Origin of the sequence: Mesorhizobium sp. M6A.T.Cr.TU.017.01.1.1 (assembly GCF_004023115.1) — a bacterium.
Taxonomy (GTDB): domain Bacteria; phylum Pseudomonadota; class Alphaproteobacteria; order Rhizobiales; family Rhizobiaceae; genus Mesorhizobium; species Mesorhizobium mediterraneum.
Genome location: NZ_RZTA01000034.1, coordinates 37,870 through 57,672, shown reverse-complemented (window position 1 = coordinate 57,672; position 19,803 = coordinate 37,870). Strand labels below are relative to the sequence as shown.

Sequence of the window (19,803 nt, the reverse complement as noted above, 5' to 3'; positions counted from 1 at the left end):
TGCGTTCGCTGATCGGCGAGGCGATCCACCCGCGCGTGGTGGCGGAAATCATCAGCGACGAACTTTGCTCCCTTACCCGCCGCGCCGCCGTGCTTGCCGAACAACAGATGCTAATCGAAGGCCACGGCCCGCCGCCCTGCGCCTATGCCATGCTCGTGCTCGGCTCGGGTGGCCGTGGCGAAAGCCTGATGGCCCCGGACCAGGACAACGCAATCGTCTTCGCAGATGGCGAGCCGGATGGACCCGAAGACAGCTGGTTCAAAATTCTCGGCGCCAAGCTCGCCGACATGCTCGACATATCAGGCGTGCCGTATTGCAAAGGCGGGGTAATGGCTACGAACGCCGCGTTCCGCGGAAGTCTCGACACCTGGAAGGCGCGCGTCGAAGATTGGGTTCGCCGCCTACGGCCGGAGGACCTGCTCAACGTCGATATCGTCTACGATCTGCGGCCGGTTCACGGCGACACGACGCTGGCCGCACAGTTCATCGAATATGCGTATGACCGTGGCCACGCCGAACCGGTGTTCGCGAAGCTTCTCGGCGAGCAGATGACAACCGGCAATCCCTTCACTGTTTTTGGCGGCTTTCAGCTTGAAAATGGCCGGCTGAACATCAAAAAGCATGGGCTTTTTCCGATCGTCGCGACCGCACGCACGCTTGCAATTCGCCATGGCATCCGCGAGCGGAGCACACGTGCCCGGCTCGAGAAACTAATCGCGCTGGATATTGGCGGCGAGCGCGACATGAAGGCGATGCTGGCTGGTCATGCCATGCTGATCGGCTTGCTGCTCGCTCAGCAGACGCATGACATCTACGCCGGTATACCGGTATCCAACCGCATCGAGGTCAATGCCCTGACGCGCGAGCAGCAAATAGAGCTCAAGAGCCTCATCAAGCGCCTTCAGTCGGCACCCGACCTGGTGCGGGACCTGATGTTCGCATAGCCGGCGACGCTCGGACAGTGCAAGGCCGAAGGCGAAGCCCTGGATATCGGCAGGAACAAAGCTCAGATGCGCGCGGCACCAAGCAGTTCGTCGACGAGGGCGCTGCGGTCAGCCTGCTCTAGGAAATCCTCATTCGCACGCAGCAGATTCATTCTCAGGAAGTTGAAAATGTAGTCGTAGTCGTTGGTCAGGAGATTGGGGTGGATCGGGACCATCTCGAAAACCGTGCGCGCCAGCGGCTCGGGGATTTCGCGCACCGGCCGCGGTGGGCCGATCTGCGTGGCGGCGAGGCGCTGACGTGTGAGCTCGGCGGCGTCCTCCCAGAAAGTGGGGGGCGAGCCCTCCGGAACGGCATATTTGGAGAAGCTTGCCAGGGCCACTTTTTCCAGCGCCGCCGGCAGACCCCGCTGGCGCAAGCCGGCAGTTTCGCGCAGCGCGCCCTCCACCATTTCCGCCACGATGGCATAGCACGCAGGGTAGGCGCGCCAGCGTGAATGGTTGAGCGCCGCCTGGAACTCCTTCTCGCTGAACAGCTTCTGCCAGTAGACCCCTGCCCTGACGCGGCAGAACTCGACGATGCTTTTCTGCGCCAGGAAGGCGGCGCGCGAATCCATGAAGTCAGCCAGTTCGCCGACGCTGCCGATCGGTTGCGGCTTGCGCAGGAACTCGGGCAACAAATCGTTCAGCAGGCCCATGGCGCTCTCCCTTCGGTTTTGTTTCCAACCGATGTTAACCGTTTAGCCTCCGCCACGCCGCACCGCCAGCCCTCTTACCGATTCAAGTCCTCTCACCAATTCTCCAGTCCTCCCACCGATTCTAAAGTCGTATGAACAGCAGCGGCAAGAAGTGTTACTCCTATAAAGTTACGGTCGGCTGATTCTATACCTGGCCGCAACATATGCCGGAGGACTTCCGCGCTAGCGGAAGAGGCAAGCTTTAAACGGCGCCTTGCGCTCGAGACGGTTCGCAAGCTGCCAACCAAGGGAGGTTCAACGCTATGGCGACGCCAGACCGCGTAAGTTATTGGAACAAGACCAAGAGTCTCATGTTCGTCATGCTGGGACTGTGGGTGTTCTTCGGTTACGTCATCCACATGTTCGTGGAGCAACTCAACACCATCGTCATTTTTGGCTTTCCGCTCGGTTTCTACATGGCCGCTCAGGGCTCGCTCATCGCCTTCGTCGTCATGCTGTTCTGGTTCGCACGGCGCCAGAACGCGATCGACGAAGAGCATCATGTCAATGAAGAATGATCGGGGGGGCTTCAATGGCTAACACGACAGCGACTACGGCAGGCGGAGGCGATTTCACCTCCAACCTCGGCCGCATCTACGGCATCTACACCGGCGGCTTCATAGCCTTCATCATCCTGATGGCTATCTTGAGCGCCTTGGGTGTCGAAAACGTTGTAATCGGCTACCTGTTCATGGGCTTTACCATCGTCATCTACGCGGTGATCGGCGTCCTGAGCCGCACCATGCATGTTGGCGAATATTACGTCGCCGGGCGGCGCGTGCCGGCGCTCTACAACGGCATGGCGACCGGCGCCGATTGGATGTCGGCGGCTTCCTTCATCGGTATGGCCGGTTCGCTCTACCTGCTCGGCTATGACGGCCTCGGCTTCGTGCTCGGCTGGACCGGCGGCTACGTGCTCGTGGCCATCCTCGTTGCACCCTATCTGCGCAAGTTCGGCGCCTACACGGTTCCCGACTTCCTGTCGGCGCGCTATGGCGGCAATCTTGCCCGTCTGATCGGCGTGGTCGTTCTGTTCTCCTGCTCGTTCACCTATGTGGTCGCGCAGATTTTCGGCACCGGGCTGATCTCGGCCCGCTTCCTTGGCATCGACTTCAACGTCGCAGTCTATGTCGGCCTCGCCGGCATTCTGGTCTGCTCGATGCTCGGCGGCATGCGCGCCGTCACCTGGACGCAGGTCGCCCAGTACATCGTGCTGATCATCGCCTATCTCATCCCTGTCATCTGGATGTCGACGGTGAAGACCGGCGTGCCGATCCCGCAATTGATGCAGGGCCAGGCGCTGGCAAACATCACCGCGCTTGAGACGGCGCAGGGCATCACGGTGCACCACATCACGCCATTCGTGCATGGTGGCTATGATGCAAAGAACTACTTCCTGCTGATCCTCTGCCTGATGGTCGGAACCGCGTCACTTCCGCACGTCCTGATGCGCTATTTCACCACCCCGTCGGTGCGTGAGGCGCGCGTTTCGGTCGCCTGGTCGCTGCTGTTCATCTTCATCCTCTACTTCACGGCGCCCGCCTATGCGGCGTTCGCCAAGTGGACGATGCTCGACCTGGTGGCGTCCGGCCTGACGCCTGAAAACATCTCGGAGAAAGCCGGATGGATGATGCGCTGGGCCGCTGCCGACAATACGCTCGTGCAGATTTGCGGCAAAGCGGCGACAGACACCGCGGCGATCGTCGCGGCCTGCGCCGAAAAGGGCGTGACGGCACTTTCGTTTGCCGATATCAACCTCAACGCCGACATGATCGTGCTGGCCACGCCGGAAATGGCCGGCATGCCTTACGTCATCTCGGGCCTCGTCGCCGCCGGTGGTCTTGCCGCCGCGCTGTCGACGGCGGACGGCCTGCTGCTGGCCATCGCCAACGCGCTCAGCCACGACATCTACTACAAGATGATCGACCAGAACGCGCCGACGTCGCGGCGTCTGATCGTGTCGCGCATCTTGCTGGTTATGGTCGCGGTGCTGGCTGCTTACGTCGCATCGACCAAGCCGTCGGACATCCTGTCGATGGTGTCGTGGGCGTTCTCGCTTGCAGCCGGCGGGCTCTTCCCAGCCCTGGTGCTCGGCGTTTGGTGGAAGCGGGCCAATTCGGCTGGCGCTGTCGCCGGCATGATCGCTGGCTTCGGCATCACCATCTTCTATCTCGTCATGACGCAGTACGGCGCCGACTTCGACAAGGCGACGCCCAATATGGAACTGTGGTGGGGCGTGAAGAACATTTCGTCGGCGGCCTTTGGTCTGCCGGTGGGCTTCGCCGTGATGATCATCGTCAGCCTTCTCACCAAGGCGCCGTCCCGGGATATGCAGGATTTCATCGAGGAAATCCGTGTGCCTCGCGGCAAGCAGATGATGGAAGAAAAGATCGCCTGATCTCGCATAGCGATCGGCGCTCGAGGCGGGGTCCGGCGACGGACCCCGCTTTCATTTCGGGGGCGTCGCTGGCATAACGCGGCGCCGCCGCTCCTTGGAAAATCCACATGAACGATTTCTGGTCTTACTGGTATTTCCACCTACCGAATTTCATCCTTGCCGCGGTGATGTACACGCTGATGGGGCGTCTCCTGCTCGGCCTCTTCGTGCCCGAAAGCTGGGACAACTACATCTGGCGCTTCTTCAAGACCGTCACCGACCCATTCCTGCGGATCGTGCGGACCGTCACGCCGTCGATCCTGACCCAGCCGGTTGTGATCGTCTTCAGCGTGCTCTGGCTTATGGCCTTGCGCATCAGCTATCTCGTCTTGCTGATCAATTTCGGCATCGCGCCGATGACTTCACAGGGGGGTTGAGGCGATGGACAGAAACGCTCTTGTGCCTGTCATGGCGGTCGCAATCGTCAACGGTATCTTTTCGCCTTGGGTGCTGATGGTGTTCCTGTTCTATCCGGTTTGGTATCCGGCCTGGGCGCCCCCCCTAAGTCAGATCGTCTACATGGCAAGTGCGCTGATCCTGTCGACGATAACCATCATGCTCGCCGGCGTGCCGGCCGCGCTCTATGAGCGCTGGTCGGCGCAGCCCAGAAGCATCGTCGTTTCGTCTATCTGGCTTGCCTGCACGGTTTTGTTGACGCTGCCGGCGCTGCCGAATGTGGTGCGGGCGCTAAGCGGCGGCTGAGATTTCCCTTCGGCTCGGGTCGGATCAACCGGCTTTCAGCCAGCGGGCAGCGGCCGTGTCCTCTGGGCGCGTGTTGAACGTTGAAGGGGAAGCGGGGTTCCGGCCACGGCCATATTGCCGTGGTGTGCAGTTCATGACCCTCTTGAAGGCCGTGCTGAAGGCGCTTTCGGATTCGTAGCCGAGCGACAGGGCAATGACGGAAATTGGGTCGCTGGAATTTGCCAGCCTGTCCCCCGCCAACAGCATTCGCCAGTTCGTCAGGTACTCCATCGGCGACGTCCCAACCATCTCCTTGAATTTCAGGGCAAAGGTCGATCGCGACATGCCGGCACGCTCCGCCAGCTCCTGCAACGTCCAGCGATGCGCCGGATCGTCGTGCATGGCGTTGATCGCAGCAGCCATCTGTCTATCTGCCAGCGCGAAGAACCACCCAACGCCACCTCCCAGCCCTTCCGCCAGATGCAGGCGCAAGGCCTGAACCAGCATCATGTGGGCGAGGTGTTGCGCGACCAGGAAACCGCCCGGCTGCGGCTCGTGCAGTTCCTGCATCATCCGCTCCACCGACCAGCGCAGCGCCGCCTGATCCGTTTCTTTCCGGATATGCACGATGGGCGGCAGCATGCCCAGCAGCATGCCGGCATGATTGCCACTGACAGCGAAGCGGCTACCGACAAGAAAGAAATCACCGCCGCCATTATACGTCACGACGCCGCCAGCGCGCGCGGGGGGAAAAATCGTGCCGGCTCCGACAGGCGTCAAAGTCATGTCGCTTGCGAGGCGGAAAGGCCGCCCGCTCGGCAGCACGAAGCAGTCCCCCTTCTCCAGCCGCACCGCATCGGCAACGCCTTCCACTGACAGCCAGCACCCGCCGGAAACCACAGCGTAGCATTTGATAAGTTCGTGCTGGTCGGAGAACTGGATCGACCAGTTTCCACCCGCGTCGAAGCCGGCGGACACATAACTGCGCGGCTTTAGCAGCGACAGCACATCTGAGAGCGGATCCATGGGCGTCCCGGACGATTGCGAAGATAATACGGACTTTACAGCATAGATCGCATTTCCTCAACAGGGTATTTAATAACAACGTCTCCGGCAATGTGGCTAAATCCGAAGTAACGATCAAATCATTGAAATGTTTGTGATGTCACATCCGCGGATACCACAGAAAAATCCACGGATAATGCGGATAAAGTGCCATTATCACCGGAAGAAATCAGAAGATCGCGCCAGTTTAGGGAACAATAGACATGACAGCGTTCACGATCAATGGACGGGCCGTGGATCTCGCCGCCGCGCCAGATACGCCGCTTCTATGGGTGATACGGGAGCATCTGAAGCTCACCGGCACCAAGTTCGGCTGCGGCATCGCGCAATGTGGCGCCTGCACCGTTCACGTCGACGGCGAGCCGACGCGCTCCTGCATAACGCTGCTTCAGGAGGTGGCCGGAATGGAGGTGACGACAATCGAAGGCCTGTCGCCGGATGCCAGCCATCCGCTGCAGCAGGCCTGGATCACCGAGCAGGTGCCGCAATGCGGCTATTGCCAGTCCGGGCAGATCATGCAGGCGGCGGCGCTACTCAAGAGCAACCCCAACCCCACCCGCGATCAGATCGTCGAACACATGGACGGCAACATCTGCCGCTGCGGAACCTATGTGCGCATCATCAGCGCCATTCAGCGCGCCGCACGAGAGGCCTGAGCCATGACCGAGACATTGCAGCTGCACACCAGAGCGCTCTCGCGGCGCAGCTTCCTCATCACGGTCGGCGCCACCGGCATCGCAGTTGCGTTTGGAGGCCTGCTCCAGGATGCCTCGGGCGCCAGCATTGCGCCGGCGGTCGAGGGCAGTTACCGGCCGAACGCCTGGCTGACCATCGCCGCCGACGGCACCGTGACCATCATGTCACCCGCATCCGAGATGGGGCAGGGCATCATGACGACGCTGCCGCTGCTCATCGCCGAGGACATGGATGCCGATTGGCAAAAGGTTCGCGTCGTCCAGGCTCCGTCCGACGCGGAGAAATACGGCAACCCTGGCTTTTACGGCGTGCAGCTCACCGGCGGCAGCGAATCCACGCGGGGCTATTATAAAATGTTGCGCCTGGTCGGCGCCCAGACCCGCAAGATCATCCTGGCAAGTGCCGCCGACATGCTCAACGTTCCGGTGAGCGAACTCACCACGGAGCCCAACCGGGTCGTGCACGCGCGGTCGGGCCGCTCGCTGGAGTATGGCGAGGTCGCCGCGGCCGGCGCGCTTCCGGATCCGCTGCCGCAGGCGACCGACGCCGATCTGAAGCCGAGCGATCAGTGGCGCTATATCGGAAATCTGACGGTGCCGCGTGTCGACATACCCTCGAAGGTCGACGGCACCGCGATCTTCGGCATCGACGTGCAGCTTCCGGATATGCTGTACGGAGCGGTGCTGCGGGCGCCCGTTCAGGGCGAGCAGCCGGCAACCATCGACGATGCCGAAGCCAGGACCGTGCCGGGCATCACGCACATCGTGCCGCTGCCTTACGGCGTCGGCATCATCGGCGAAACGGTCGAGGCGACGAAGCGGGCCAAGGATCTGCTCAAAATCGTGTGGACCACGTCGTCGCGGATCCGCAGCTACACCAGCGATCGGCTGTTGGAAGAGTATCGCCGCGTTGGCCGCGACCTCGCCCAAACCGGCGTCAACGCTGCCGCGGAGGGCGACGCACAGGCCGCGATCTCGAAGGCCGCAACTCTCATCGAGGTCGACTACATGAGCGACCATGTTCACCATGCGACCATGGAGCCGATGAACGCCACGGCGCTCGTGACGGGCGATACAGTTGAAGTCTGGGCGCCGACGCAAGGCCCAACCGGCACTCAGGGCTTTGCCGCGGAGGTGGCCGGCACCACCCCTGACAAGGTCAAGGTGAACACCACCCTGCTCGGCGGCGGTTTTGGCCGCAAAGCCGAGGCCGACTTCATCATCGATGCAGTGTCGCTCGCCAAGGCGGTGCAGGGCCGCCCGGTCAAGGTCATCTGGGGCCGCGAAGACGACGTCCAGCATGGCAAGTACCGGCCGCTCGAAGCGCAACATGTGCAGGTCGGGCTCGACGGCGACGGCAACATCGTCGGCTGGCGGCACCGCATCGTGGCGGATTCCATTTTTGCCCGCACGATGCCTCAACTGTTCGAGAGCGAAGGCGGCCACGACAGTGTGGTGACCGAGGGCGCGCATTTCAACTATGCCGTCCCTGCGCATCAGATCGAGTATATCCGTAGGGATAACGGCCTTGATATCGGCTTCTGGTTCGGGGTCGGCGTTGGCTACACCAGGTTCGGCATCGAATGCGTCATCGACGAAATCGCCACCGCCAAGGGAGTCGATCCTGTGACGCTTCGGCTGGAGCTCCTGAGAGACCAGCCGCGGGCGCGCAAGGTCATCGAGACCGTCGCCCAGATGGCGGAATGGGACCGCCAACGCGACGGGCGGGCGCTGGGCGTCGCCTATTCCGATGCCTTTGGCTCCCACTGCGCTGAGATCGCCGAGGTCTCGCTTGACCGCGAGACCGGCGAGATCCGCGTGCACACCGTGTGGTGCGCTGTCGATCCGGGATTAGCGATACAGCCACGCAACATCGAAGCGCTGATGATTACCGGGATCACAGGCGGCGCCAGCCATGCGTTGTTCGAGCAGATCAACATCGTCGATGGCGAGGTGCAGGAAACGAACTTCGACACCTATCGGGTGATACGCATGTCCGAGGCACCCGATATCAACGTCACCGTTATTCCAACGCCCGAGGGACCGATCGGGGGCATCGGCCAGGTCGGGCTGCCGCCGATTGGTCCGGCGATCGCCAACGCGGTGGCGCGGCTCACCGGCGGCGTGCGGCTCCGGCACTATCCGTTCCTGCCGGAGCGCGTGCTGGCGGCGCTCAACGCCTGAATTGGGAGGTGCTCACCCTCGCCTCGTTGCGCTCATGGCGGTCGTCTGGATGATTCAAGCGACCGCCATCGACCGGGAACGCGAGGGCGATCTATCCCGTCGATCGCGAAATGCGGTCACGACACGAAGTGAGAGATCCATATGATCGTCGTCACCACACCTACAGGCAGCATCGGCCACCAAGTCCTCGAGATTCTCCTCGGCAGCGGCGAGCCTATCCGTGTGATCGCGCGCGACCCCTCCCGTCTGTCCTCGCACACACGCGAGCGCGTCGAGGTGGTGCAGGGGTCGCACGGCGACATCGGCATCGTCAACGAGGCGTTCGCTGGCGCCGACGCCGTGTTCTGGCTGGTGCCCCCAAACGTCCACGCCGAGAACGTCGAGGCAGCCTATGTGGATTTCAGCCGGCCGGCATGCGACGCGATCAAGAGCCAGGGCGTGAAACGGGTGGTCGCGGTGTCGGCCCTTGGCCGCGGGACGGCGGTGGCCGGGAAGGCCGGACATGTGTCGGCATCGCTGGCAATGGACGATCTGATTGCGAGCACGGGCGTGAGCTACCGGGCGCTGACGATGCCTTCGTTCATGGACAACATCTTGCGCCAGGTGGTGCCGATCAGGAACCAGGGCATGTTCTTCTGGCCAATCTCCGGGAACCGCAAGCTCCCTACCTGCGCCACCCGCGACATTGCCGCTGCCGCCGCCAAGCTGCTGCTCGACCCCACCTGGAGCGGACAAGACCGTGTCCCAATCCTCGGCCCAGAGGACCTGTCCTTCAACGACATGGCGCAGATCATGTCGCAGGTGCTGGGAAAACCAGTACGCTTTGAGCAGGTCTCCTTCGAGGCATTCAGAGCGGGTTTCATCGAACGCGGCGCCTCCGAGGCTTTCGCGCAGGCCATGGTCGACATGCTTGAGGCCAAGAACGAAGACCTCGATACCGCCGAGCCGCGTACTCCTGAGTCCACCACACCCACCAGCTTTCGCCAATGGTGCGAGGAAGTACTGAAGCCCGCAGTCGCCAGCTAAGGACCCGGCATTTCGCCTGGCTGTCAGCGTTCTTCCCGGCGAAACGGTTTGAGCAACGCCGAAGGAGCGACGGCGTTGCGAGACATCACCGCCATGGCGACGATGGTGAAGATGAAGGGCAGCATCAGGAACGCCTCATAGGGGATATGGCCGAGTCCGCTCGCCTGCATGCGCAATTGCAAGGCATCGACGAAGGCGAACAGCAAGGCGGCCCCCGCCGAACGCCAGGGGTCCCAGCGGCCGAAGACGACGAGCGCGATCGCCACCCAGCCGCGCCCCGAGACGAGGCCGAAGGTGAAGGCGTTGAACTGCACCATCGACAGGAAGGCGCCGGCCAGCCCCATCAAGGCGCCGCCGAGGATCACCGCCTGGAAGCGCGTGGCGATGACGCCGACGCCGGCCGAATCGGCGGCACGCGGATTTTCGCCTACCATGCGCACCGACAGGCCCCATGGTGTCCGGTAGAGAACGAAGGCGGCCAGGGGAACCGCAAGGATCGCCATGTAGACCAGCGAAAACTGATTGAACACCGCCGGCCCGAGCACCGGGATGTCGGAGAGAACAGGGATCGGCAGCGTTTCGAAACTCTTGATGCTCGGCGGCACCGATTGCTGGCCGAAGATCAGCCGGTAGAGGAAATAGGCAAGCCCCGATGAGAACAGCGTGACACCGATGCCGCAGACATGCTGGCTGAGGCCGAGCGCCACCGTGAACAATGCATGCAGGGCACCCATCAGCGCACCGGTGACAACTGCCGCCAGCACGCCGAGCCACAGGCTGCCGCTGAGGTTGGTCGCGGTGAAGCCGGTCATCGCCGACAACAGCATGATGCCTTCGATGCCGAGATTGAGCACGCCGGCCCGCTCGGAGAACATCTCGCCCAGCGTCGCAAAAGCCAAAGGCGTGGCGATGCGGATGATCGCGGCGAGGAAGCCGACCTGAAAAATCTGTTCGAGCACCACGCTCATTTGGCTGTCCCCACGCGGCGGATGCGGTAGGCGGTGAACAGCAGCGCCACCAGCATGGCGAGCAGCGCGGTTCCCTGGATGACGTCGCTGAGGAAGGCCGGAACGCCGGTGGCCCGCGACATCGCTTCGGCCCCGGTCATGACGGCGGCGAGGAAGAGCGCCGCCGGCACCACGCCGAGCGGATTGAGCCTCGCCAGCATGGCGACGACGATGCCGGAATAGCCATAGCCCGGCGAGATGTCGCTCATCACCTGGAAATGCACGCCGCCGACCTCGCCGACGCCGGCAAGGCCGGCGAGCGCGCCCGACAGCAGCGCCGTCGAGATCAGCACGCGCTCGACATGGATACCGCCATAGCGCGCCGCTTCGGGGTTCTCGCCGATGATCCTGATCCTGAAGCCGAGCGTCGTGCGCGCGATCAGGAACCAGATGACCGGCGCAGCAAGGAACGCCGCCACGACCCCAAGATGCAGCCGCGTGCCTTCGAGCAGTACCGGGAAATTCGCCGAATCCTCGATCGGCGGCGAGATCGGGTAGCCGCTGAAACTGTCTTTCCACGGACCCTCGATCAGCGCCATCAGGGCATAGAAGATGACCGAGTTGAGCAGCAGCGAGCTGACCACGTCATCAACCCTGAATTTTACGCGCAGCGTCGCGGGAATAAGCGCGACCGCAGCGCCGGCAGCCGCGCCCGCCAGGGCCATCAGCAGCATGGCGAGCAGCCCCGGCATCGGGATTGCGCCGACCGCGCAGCTCGCCACCGCGCCGGCCAGCAACTGCCCCTCGGCACCGATGTTCCAGAATTTGGCGCGGAAGGCGACGGCGACGGCAAGTCCGGTGAAGATCATCGGCGTTGCGCGCACCAGCGTTTCGGTGATCGCATAGCTGTCGCCGAGCGACGCCGAAAACATCACGCCATAGGCCTCGATCACGCCGGCGCCGGCCAGCGCGATCAGACCGCTGCATAACACCAGCGCTGCCCCGATCGCCAGCAGCGGCAGAGCGAGATTGAACCAGGCGGGCGTGTTGGTGCGGGCTTCCAAGCGGAACATCAGCCGTGACCCTCCGCCCCGGTCATCATCAGGCCGAGCCGCGCGATGGTGGCGTCGGCGCTGGCGAGCGTGCCGGCGATGCGTCCCTCGTACATTACCGCGATGCGGTCGCAGAGCATGAGCAGCTCTTCGAGATCCTCGCCGAGGACGATGATACCGCAGCCCTTGGCGCGCATGTCGAGGAACTTTTCGTGGATGAAGCGCGCCGCGCCGATGTCGAGACCGCGCGTCGGCTGCGACACGATCAGCACCTTTGGGTCGAAGGCGAGCTCGCGCGCCAGCAGCGCCTTTTGCAGATTGCCGCCGGACAGCGCTCCGGCCCGTGTCATCGGCCCGGGGCAGCGTATGTCATAGGCCTTGATCTGCGCCTCGGCGAAGGCGCGGATCGCGTCGGGCCTGAGCAGGCCGTTGCGGCTGAACGCGTCGGTGCCGATGCGCGGCAGCACCATCGAATCGGCGAGCGGCAGGTTGGTGACCAGCCCGGTCGTCATGCGGTCTTCCGGAATGCGCCCGAGACCGAGCGCCTGCACCTCGCGCGGCGAGAACCGCGAGACAATTTTGCCGGCTATGGTCATCCGGCCGGCATCGGGCGCACGAACGCCGGAGATCACCTCGGCCAGCGCCCGCTGGCCATTGCCCGAGACACCGGCAATGCCAAGGATCTCACCGGCTCGCACAGCAAGCGACACGTCACGCAGCGCCATGCCGGAATGCCGCGACGTCGAGATATCGTCGAGCGTCAGCACCGCGGCACCCGGCGTCGATGGTCCCCTGGCCGGCGGAACGATCTCGTGGCCGCACATCAGCCGCGCCATCTCCGAGGACGTCGTGCTGGCAGGCGCGTCGACACTGCCGGCAACGCGGCCATGCCGCAGCACCACGCAGCGATGGGTCAGCGCCCTGACCTCGTTGAGCTTGTGCGAGATGAAGATGATGCCGAGGCCCTGGGCCGCCATCGACCGCAGTGCCGAAAACAGCCCGTCGACCTCTGTCGGCGCCAGCACCGCCGTCGGCTCGTCGAGGATCAGCAGCCTTGCGCCGCGAAACAGCGCCTTGACGATTTCGAGACGCTGCTGCTCGCCGACCGAGAGTGCCGAGACGGGAAGGTCCGGATCGAGCGTGAGCCCGTGCTGCCGGCCGATCTCCCCCAGCCGCGCCAGCCCGCCGGCGCGATCGATCCGGCCCGACTTTCCGGGAATGCCGATCAGCAGGTTTTCCAGCACCGAAAGCCGCGGCGCCAGATGGAAGTGCTGGTGCACCATGCCGATGCCGGCGGCAAGCGCATCGGCCGAACTGTTGATCGTCACCGGACGGCCCTGAACCAGGATCTCGCCGGCATCGGGCGCATAGGCGCCGAACAGCACGTTCATCAGCGTCGTCTTGCCGGCGCCGTTTTCACCCAGCAGCCCGAGAATTTCACCGGGTGCCACGCTCAGATCGACGGCTTCGTTTGCCTTGACGGCGCCGAAGCTCTTGGAGATGCCGCGCATTTCGATGAGTGGGGCGGGCAAGGGCAAGGAGACTCCTGATCGGGATTGGCTCTACGATTCAGCTTTGAGCGGGGGTGCGACAAGCGCCAGATCCCCAAAAAAGACAGCGCTCTAATCCGAAACCGGCGTGTTCTCGTCGACATCGACGCGGAAATTGCCGTCTAGGATTTCGGCCTTCCTCTTCTCGACCAGCTCCTTGACGTCAGCAGGCAGCGTCTTGTCGAACTTGTGGTAGGGCGCCAGAAAGGAGCCGCCCTTGGCCATGCGCGAGAAATCGCCGTAATCCTGCGCGGTGAAGACACCCGCCTTGACCAGCTTGATCGCGTGCTCGACCGTCGGATACATGTCCCAGACCGGGCCGGTGATCACCGTGTCCGGGCCGAGGCTCGACTGGTCGGACATGTTGGAGATGGCGAGGATTTTCCTCTCGACCGCCGCTTCGATGACGCCGAAGCGTTCGGCATAGATCACGTCGACGCCGGCGTCGATCTGGGCGATCGCCGCTTCCTTTGCCTTCGGCGGATCGAAGAAGGAGCCGATGAAAGCGACCTTCCTCTTGATATCAGGATTGACCTCCCTGGCACCGGCAAAGAAGGCGTTGACCAGCCGGTTGACCTCAGGAATGCCCATCGCCGCGACGGCGCCGATCGTGCCTGATTTCGACATCTTTCCGGCGATCAGGCCGGAGAGATAGGCCGGCTCGTGGATCCAGTTGTCGAAGACTGCGAAATTCGGCTCGGCCGGCCCGGCGCCGGAGCCGAACAGGAAGGCGACCTTCGGGAACTGCTTGGCGGTTCGGCGGGATTCGCGCTCGGCGGCGAAAGCATCGCCGAGAACCAGCTCATAGCCGCCTTGCGCATATTCGCGCATGACCCGGCTGAAATCGGCCGATTGCACCTTCTCCGACCATTTGTATTCGATGCCGAGTTCCTTCTCGGCCCTCTGCAGGGCGACATGGATCTGGTGGTCCCATGGCTCCTCGATCGGCGTGGCGAAGATCGCCGCCACCTTCAGCTTCTTGTCCTGCGCCAAGGCACTGCCCGGCAGCATGGCTGCTGCCAAGCCTAGCGCGCCCAGCTCCAGCACATTGCGTCGCGAAAGTCCTTCGCGTTTCGATTGGATTTTGCTCTTCCCATTTTCCATTGCATGCCCCTCTGATTGACGCCGTGTCGAGCCGGCTGTTTCTTTGAATTATCAGCGAGGGAACTATGGAACGGCGTCCGACCTTTGTCCACATGGTCAAATTTGCCGGGAAGCTGCAGCTGGCCGCGCCTCGTGGCGGCGACCGTTGATTGCAGTTTGTTTTACAGCCTTTCCAGCGCCACGGCGATGCCTTGGCCGACGCCGATGCACATGGTGGCGAGCGCATAGCGGCCGCCGCGCTCGCGAAGCTCCAGCGCCGCGGTGCCTGATATGCGCGCACCCGACATGCCGAGCGGGTGGCCGAGCGCGATGGCACCGCCATTCGGATTGACGTGCTCCGCGTCCTCGGCAATGCCGAGTTGGCGGAGCACGGCGATGCCCTGGGAGGCAAAGGCTTCGTTGAGCTCGATGACGTCGAAATCTGTTGGCTTCAGGCCGAGCCGGGCACACAGCTTCTGCGTCGCCGGCACAGGACCGATGCCCATGATACGTGGCGCCACGCCGGCGGCCGCGCCTCCAAGAATGCGGGCGATCGGCGTCAGGCCGTATTTCTTCACCGCGGCTTCCGAGGCAACGATCAGCGCAGCGGCGCCATCGTTGACGCCCGAGGCATTGCCGGCCGTGACCGTGCCGTCTTGCCGAAACGGCGTCGGCAATTTCGCCAGCGCCTCGAACGTCGTACCGGCGCGGGGATGCTCGTCCTTCGAGACGATAACCGGATCGCCCTTGCGCTGCGGGATCGTTACGGGAGTGATCTCTTTCGCCAGCCGGCCATTGGCTTGCGCGGCGACCGCCTTGTCCTGGCTGCGCAGGGCGAAGGCATCCTGGTCCGCGCGGGAGATGGCGTACTCTTTTGCGACATTCTCACCGGTCTCCGGCATCGAATCGACGCCATACTGCTTCTTCATCAACGGATTGACGAAACGCCAGCCGATGGTGGTGTCGTGGATCTCGGCATTGCGCGAAAACGCCGTCTCCGCCTTGGGCATGACGAAGGGAGCGCGGCTCATCGATTCGACGCCGCCTGCTATCATCAGCTCCGCCTCGCCCGCCTTGATGGCGCGCGCGGCGATGATGACGGCATCCATGCCCGAACCGCAGAGGCGATTGACGGTCGAACCCGAAATCTCCTTGGGCAGTCCGGCGAGCAGTAGCGCCATGCGCGCCACATTGCGATTATCCTCGCCAGCCTGGTTGGCACAGCCATACATGACGTCATCGATATCAGCCCAGTCGATGCTGGGATTGCGCTCGACCAGCGCCCTCAGGGGTATCGCGCCAAGATCGTCGGCGCGGACCGACGCCAACTGCCCACCAAAGCGCCCGATCGGCGTGCGGATGTAGTCGCAGATGTAGGCTTCGGCCATCTATGCAGCTTTCTCTTTTGCGTTTCCCTGGTGCGGACTCACTTGCCGATCCTCAATGCTTGATGCGATCGCGCATGGCGTACCAAAGCATGCCGAGCACATACAGCGGACCGCGCAGGGCGGTGCCGCCAGGAAACGGCATTGGCCTCAGGGTCGAAAACAGATCCAACCGCGAAGCGTCGCCGGTGATCGCCTCGGCGAGCAGCTTTCCCGACAGCGTCGACAGGATCACGCCCTTGCCGGAATAGCCATGTGCAAAATAGACCTCGCCATAGTGGCCGACATCCGGCAGGCGCGATGTCGTCACCGAGACGAGCCCGCCCCAGGCATGGTCGATGCGGCGACCGCGCAATTGCGGAAAAGTGTTTTCCATATGCGGCCGCACGAAGCCGGCAATGTCGGTGGGCGGTGACGGCGTGTAGCGCTCGCCGCCACCGAACAGCAGGCGGCCATCCGCCGACAGCCGATAGTAGTTGACCACGAAGCGTGTGTCGGAAACGGCCACATTGCTTGGAATGACGTCGCTCGTGTCGTCCAGCGGCTCGGTCGCGATGATGTAGTTGCCGACCGGCATGATGCGGCTGTTGACGCGCGGCTCGAGCCCCTGGAGCAGCGCGTCGCCAGCCAGCACGACATGCTTGGCCCGGACCGAGCCTTTGGCCGTCGAAACCCTGATGGCTGGTTCCCGCTCCAGCCGCAGCGCCACCGAATTTTCGTGGATGGTGACGCCCGCCGCTGCCGCCGCGCGGGCAAGACCCAGCGTATAGTTCAGCGAATGCATATGGCCGCCGAGCTTCTCGTACATCGCGCCGTGATAGGGCGTGTTTACCATTCCGCGCGCCTGCGCTGCCGACAGCATCTCGATGTCATGAAAATTCATCACGGTGGCAAGGCACTCGGCCTCTTCTTCGAGGTCGCGCAGGTCGGAGCTATTGACCGCACCGGCGAGGTGGCCGGTCAGCCGGAGGTCGCAATCGATGGCGTGGCGCTCGATCAGGTCGAGCACCAGCCCGCGCGCCTCGAAGGCGAGGTCGAACAGCGCCCGCGCCCGTTCGGGCCCATAAAGCTTGACCAGACCCTTGGCGCCCTTGCGCAGGCCGGGGATGATCTGGCCGCCATTGCGCCCGGACGCCCCCCAGCCGATCTTGCCGCCTTCGAGCAGCACCACCTTCAGCCCGCGTTCGGCGGCATGAAGAGCCGCGGACAGGCCGGTGCAGCCGCCGCCGACCACCACCAGATCGGCGTCAACGTCGCCTTGCAGCGCCGGTTGATCGGGCGCCGGATTGGCCGTCGCGACGTAGTAGGACTTGCCGATATCCAGGCCGGAGTTGAAGCCCATCATCACACCTTGAGCAGCAGATGATCGCGTTCCCAGCTCGTGACGACGCTCTGGAACAAGTCGAGTTCGACGCTTTTGACGCGCAGATAGGTCTGGAAGAAATCCTCGCCGAGCAACTCCCGGACCGGACTGCACGCGGCGAAACGGTCGAGCGCCTCCTCCATGGTTTTCGGCAGCGTGCTCTTGCTGCGATAGGCGTTGCCCGATGCCTCTGGCGAGCGCGAGAGCTTTTCCTCGACGCCGAGATAGCCGCAGAGCAGCGAGCCGGCCATCGCCAGATAGGGATTGGAATCGGCGCCGGGCAGCCGGTTTTCCACCCGACGGGCGGCGCGCCCACCGGCCGGCACGCGCAGGCCGCAGGAGCGGTTGTCATGCGACCACTCGATGTTGGCCGGCGCGCTGTGGTTCGGCCGGATGCGGCGGAACGAATTCACGTTCGGTGCAAACAGCGGCATCACCTCGGGAATGTATTTCTGCAGGCCGCCGATGAAATGCCCAAACATATCGGTGTCGGCATCATCACGCCCGGCAAACAGCGTATTCCCGGCCTCGTCGATGACCGACATGTGGAGATGCATGGAGCTGCCGGCTTGTGCTGCGATCGGCTTGGCCATGAAGGTTGCATGCATGCCGAATTCCTGTGCGGCCTGGCGCGTCAACCGCTTGAACAGCAGCACCTTGTCGGCCAGCGGCAGCGCGTCGCCATGCAGGAAATTGATCTCGAGCTGCGCCGTGCCCGATTCATGGATCAGCGTGTCGAGCGGCAGCCCGGCCTTTGCGGCGTAGTCGTAGAGTCGCTGGATCACCGGCTCGAACTCCTCCAGCGCCGCCATGTCGTAGGGGTGCTGCACGGTTTCGGAGCGGCCATTGCGCCCGACCGGTGCTGTCAGCGGCCGATCAGGATCGGGATTGGGCGCGGTCAGGTAGAATTCGAGCTCAGGCGCCACCACCGCCCGCCATCCGCGCTGGCGATAGAGATCAAGCACGGCCCTTAGGACATGACGCGGCGAGGCCATCCACGGCCGATCGTCCATGTGAAACGCATCGGCAAAGACATAGGCTCTGCCTGCTCCGGCGCCAGGCGCAAGGCAGAGCGTCGCAACATCCGGCACCATCCGCATATCGGGGTCCTGGTAGCCAAAACCCTCGTCGTTGGAACCGGAATAGCGGCCGTCGATGCAGACCAGGAAGGCGCTGCTCGGCAGATAGAGCGCGCGATCCTCGAGTGACTTCAGCAGCTTGGCCGTCGGCAAGGTCTTGCCGCGCAACACGCCATTCACGTCCGGCACCAGGCACTCGACTTCCCTGATCCCCTGCTGCTCCAGCCATCCTTTCGGATCCTCCATTGGGGTCATTTCAGGTGCATCCGTTGTTGTGGTCTTGAGCATCAGGTCACGTCCTTACAAGGGCGAGAATGGCTTCGGCGGCGGCGTCCGTTCCCGGCGCCCGTGCCATGGTGGCGGCATTCTCCTTGAGACGAAAGCGCATTTCGCCGTCGGCCATTAGGCCAAGGATGGCATTTTCAAGTTCATCGTCGCTCCAGCCATCGCGGCTGAGGTGGCGGCCGACGCCGGTTTCCTCGGCACGTTGCGCATTGTCGTGCCCGTCCCAGCAATAGGACATGATCAGCGACGGCACGCCGAAACGCAGCGCTTCGCAAAAGCTGTTGTTGCCGCCGTGATGGATGAAGAGGTCGGATTTCGCAACAACCGATGGCTGCGGAAACCAGGCATCGAGATAGACATTGTCCGGAACCGCGCGATAGGTGTCGCGCAGACCGCCGACATTGACGATGAAGCGGGCCGGAAGCCGGTCGAACACGGCGAGCATGCGCTCGATCAGCCCGACATCCATGGCGCCCAGGCTGCCGAAGCTGAGATAGACCAGCGGCCCGTCATTACGCGGAAACACCGGCACATCGAACGGCCCTTCCGAGCGGACGCAGCCTTCGAGATAGACGAAGCGGGCCGGGTCGAGCGGCTCGGCGCGTTCCCGCCGCACGATCGTCGGGGTCAGCAGCAGATTGAGGTCGGGCGAAGCTTCGAGAAAAAGACCCTTCGGCAAGGACGCAAGATCGGCATCCGCCCGAAGCCGGTTGAACCGGTCATGGGCCGGAGCGACCGCTGCCAGATAGCGGGCCTCGAAGGCCGCGCGGCTCGGATCGTCGGCGGCGAGACCGGACAGATAGGGAGGCACATCGGGGTCGGGCAACTCGGTCTCGGCGCAGGAGACGACGCGCACCCATGGGCAGCCGGCGGAAGCCAGCGCCGGAAACATGATGACATTGTCGAGCACGACCGCGTCCGGCTTCAGCCGCGCCAGCAATTGGCGCAGCGGCGCCTCGGCATTGACGGCGGTGTCGACAATCGCTTCCCAGGTCGGGGCGACGTAGGTCTCGAGCTGGTCGATCGGGCTCAGCCTGAAATGCGGCAGATGCCGGCGCACGAAAGCCTGCCAATAGCTCTGGCGTTCGCTGTCGGTCAGCGGCTCGTCGGTCGGCAACTGGTATTCCTGAAAACCATAGTCGGCAAACACGCCGGAGAAGCCGGCATGGCAGATGAACACCGGCCGGGCGCCACGAGCGCGCAAGGCCTGCGCGATGCCGACGCAATTGAGCGCCGCGCCAAAGCTCGCTTCGGGAAACAGCGCGATGGTCGGGCTGGCTTTGCGCGTCACTA

At 63.5% G+C, this 19,803-nt stretch carries 18 protein-coding genes; 8 read left to right on the top strand and 10 right to left on the bottom strand.

The features are described from left to right. Positions 1-944, top strand: a 944-nt coding sequence (locus EOB36_RS13665; protein WP_245467788.1) for a DUF294 nucleotidyltransferase-like domain-containing protein, incomplete at its 5' end; no start/stop codon positions are given. A gap of 62 nt (positions 945-1,006) precedes the next feature. Here EOB36_RS13665 and EOB36_RS13660 read toward each other — a convergent pair. Further along, complete coding sequence (locus EOB36_RS13660; protein WP_095484985.1) at positions 1,007-1,639, bottom strand: hypothetical protein; 633 nt, start codon at positions 1,637-1,639, stop codon at positions 1,007-1,009. A gap of 302 nt (positions 1,640-1,941) precedes the next feature. Between EOB36_RS13660 and EOB36_RS13655 the strand changes: the two genes are divergently transcribed. The 4 genes from EOB36_RS13655 (at position 1,942) to EOB36_RS13640 (ending at position 4,817) form a co-directional block, all read left to right on the top strand. Then, positions 1,942-2,196, top strand: coding sequence for a DUF4212 domain-containing protein (locus EOB36_RS13655; RefSeq protein ID WP_095484984.1), 255 nt, complete (start codon positions 1,942-1,944; stop codon positions 2,194-2,196). A gap of 14 nt (positions 2,197-2,210) precedes the next feature. Beyond that, on the top strand, positions 2,211-4,076 hold the full coding sequence (locus tag EOB36_RS13650) for a sodium:solute symporter family protein (protein WP_126104410.1): 1,866 nt from the start codon (positions 2,211-2,213) through the stop codon (positions 4,074-4,076). Between the two features lie 107 nt (positions 4,077-4,183). Then, positions 4,184-4,492: a YggT family protein gene (locus EOB36_RS13645; RefSeq protein ID WP_095484982.1), complete on the top strand. Its 309-nt coding sequence runs from the start codon at positions 4,184-4,186 to the stop codon at positions 4,490-4,492. 4 nt (positions 4,493-4,496) lie between these two features. After that, on the top strand, positions 4,497-4,817 hold the full coding sequence (locus EOB36_RS13640) for a hypothetical protein (protein ID WP_127205298.1): 321 nt from the start codon (positions 4,497-4,499) through the stop codon (positions 4,815-4,817). A gap of 24 nt (positions 4,818-4,841) precedes the next feature. On the opposite strand, the gene EOB36_RS13635 is transcribed toward EOB36_RS13640, so the two are convergent. Further along, entirely contained in the window at positions 4,842-5,822 is a 981-nt protein-coding gene (locus tag EOB36_RS13635; protein WP_127205297.1) for an AraC family transcriptional regulator, read from the bottom strand. Positions 5,823-6,064: 242 nt separating this feature from the next. Here EOB36_RS13635 and EOB36_RS13630 point away from each other — a divergent pair, with 242 nt between their 5' ends. From EOB36_RS13630 to EOB36_RS13620, 3 genes are all read left to right on the top strand, one after another. Beyond that, positions 6,065-6,517, top strand: a complete 453-nt coding sequence (locus tag EOB36_RS13630) for a (2Fe-2S)-binding protein (protein WP_127205296.1) — start codon at positions 6,065-6,067, stop codon at positions 6,515-6,517. A gap of 3 nt (positions 6,518-6,520) precedes the next feature. After that, complete coding sequence (locus EOB36_RS13625) at positions 6,521-8,740, top strand: molybdopterin cofactor-binding domain-containing protein (protein WP_128285035.1); 2,220 nt, start codon at positions 6,521-6,523, stop codon at positions 8,738-8,740. A gap of 141 nt (positions 8,741-8,881) precedes the next feature. After that, entirely contained in the window at positions 8,882-9,766 is an 885-nt protein-coding gene (locus EOB36_RS13620; protein WP_127205294.1) for an NmrA family NAD(P)-binding protein, read from the top strand. Between the two features lie 23 nt (positions 9,767-9,789). On the opposite strand, the gene EOB36_RS13615 is transcribed toward EOB36_RS13620, so the two are convergent. From EOB36_RS13615 to EOB36_RS13580, 8 genes are all read right to left on the bottom strand, one after another. After that, on the bottom strand, positions 9,790-10,734 hold the full coding sequence (locus EOB36_RS13615) for an ABC transporter permease (protein WP_127205293.1): 945 nt from the start codon (positions 10,732-10,734) through the stop codon (positions 9,790-9,792). Further along, complete coding sequence (locus EOB36_RS13610; protein WP_128285034.1) at positions 10,731-11,786, bottom strand: ABC transporter permease; 1,056 nt, start codon at positions 11,784-11,786, stop codon at positions 10,731-10,733. The genes EOB36_RS13615 and EOB36_RS13610 overlap by 4 nt, the downstream gene beginning before the upstream one ends. Further along, a complete protein-coding gene (locus EOB36_RS13605; protein ID WP_128285033.1) occupies positions 11,786-13,297 on the bottom strand; it encodes an ABC transporter ATP-binding protein in 1,512 nt (503 codons plus the stop codon). Before EOB36_RS13605 ends, EOB36_RS13610 begins: the two co-directional genes overlap by 1 nt. Positions 13,298-13,387: 90 nt before the next feature. Beyond that, the gene (locus EOB36_RS13600; RefSeq protein WP_126104403.1) at positions 13,388-14,419 is read right to left on the bottom strand and encodes a BMP family protein; all 1,032 of its coding nucleotides are present in this window, start codon (positions 14,417-14,419) and stop codon (positions 13,388-13,390) included. A 161-nt stretch (positions 14,420-14,580) separates the two neighbouring features. Further along, a complete protein-coding gene (gene pcaF / locus EOB36_RS13595) occupies positions 14,581-15,786 on the bottom strand; it encodes a 3-oxoadipyl-CoA thiolase (protein ID WP_128285032.1) in 1,206 nt (401 codons plus the stop codon). A 52-nt stretch (positions 15,787-15,838) separates the two neighbouring features. Further along, positions 15,839-17,128 (bottom strand): FAD-binding oxidoreductase, encoded by a 1,290-nt coding sequence (locus tag EOB36_RS13590; RefSeq protein WP_128243514.1) that lies wholly within the window; start codon positions 17,126-17,128, stop codon positions 15,839-15,841. Beyond that, on the bottom strand, positions 17,128-18,513 hold the full coding sequence (locus tag EOB36_RS13585; protein WP_164547079.1) for a glutamine synthetase family protein: 1,386 nt from the start codon (positions 18,511-18,513) through the stop codon (positions 17,128-17,130). Before EOB36_RS13585 ends, EOB36_RS13590 begins: the two co-directional genes overlap by 1 nt. A 4-nt stretch (positions 18,514-18,517) precedes the next feature. Further along, positions 18,518-19,801, bottom strand: coding sequence for a glycosyltransferase (locus EOB36_RS13580; RefSeq protein ID WP_126104400.1), 1,284 nt, complete (start codon positions 19,799-19,801; stop codon positions 18,518-18,520). Positions 19,802-19,803: the final 2 nt, after the last annotated feature.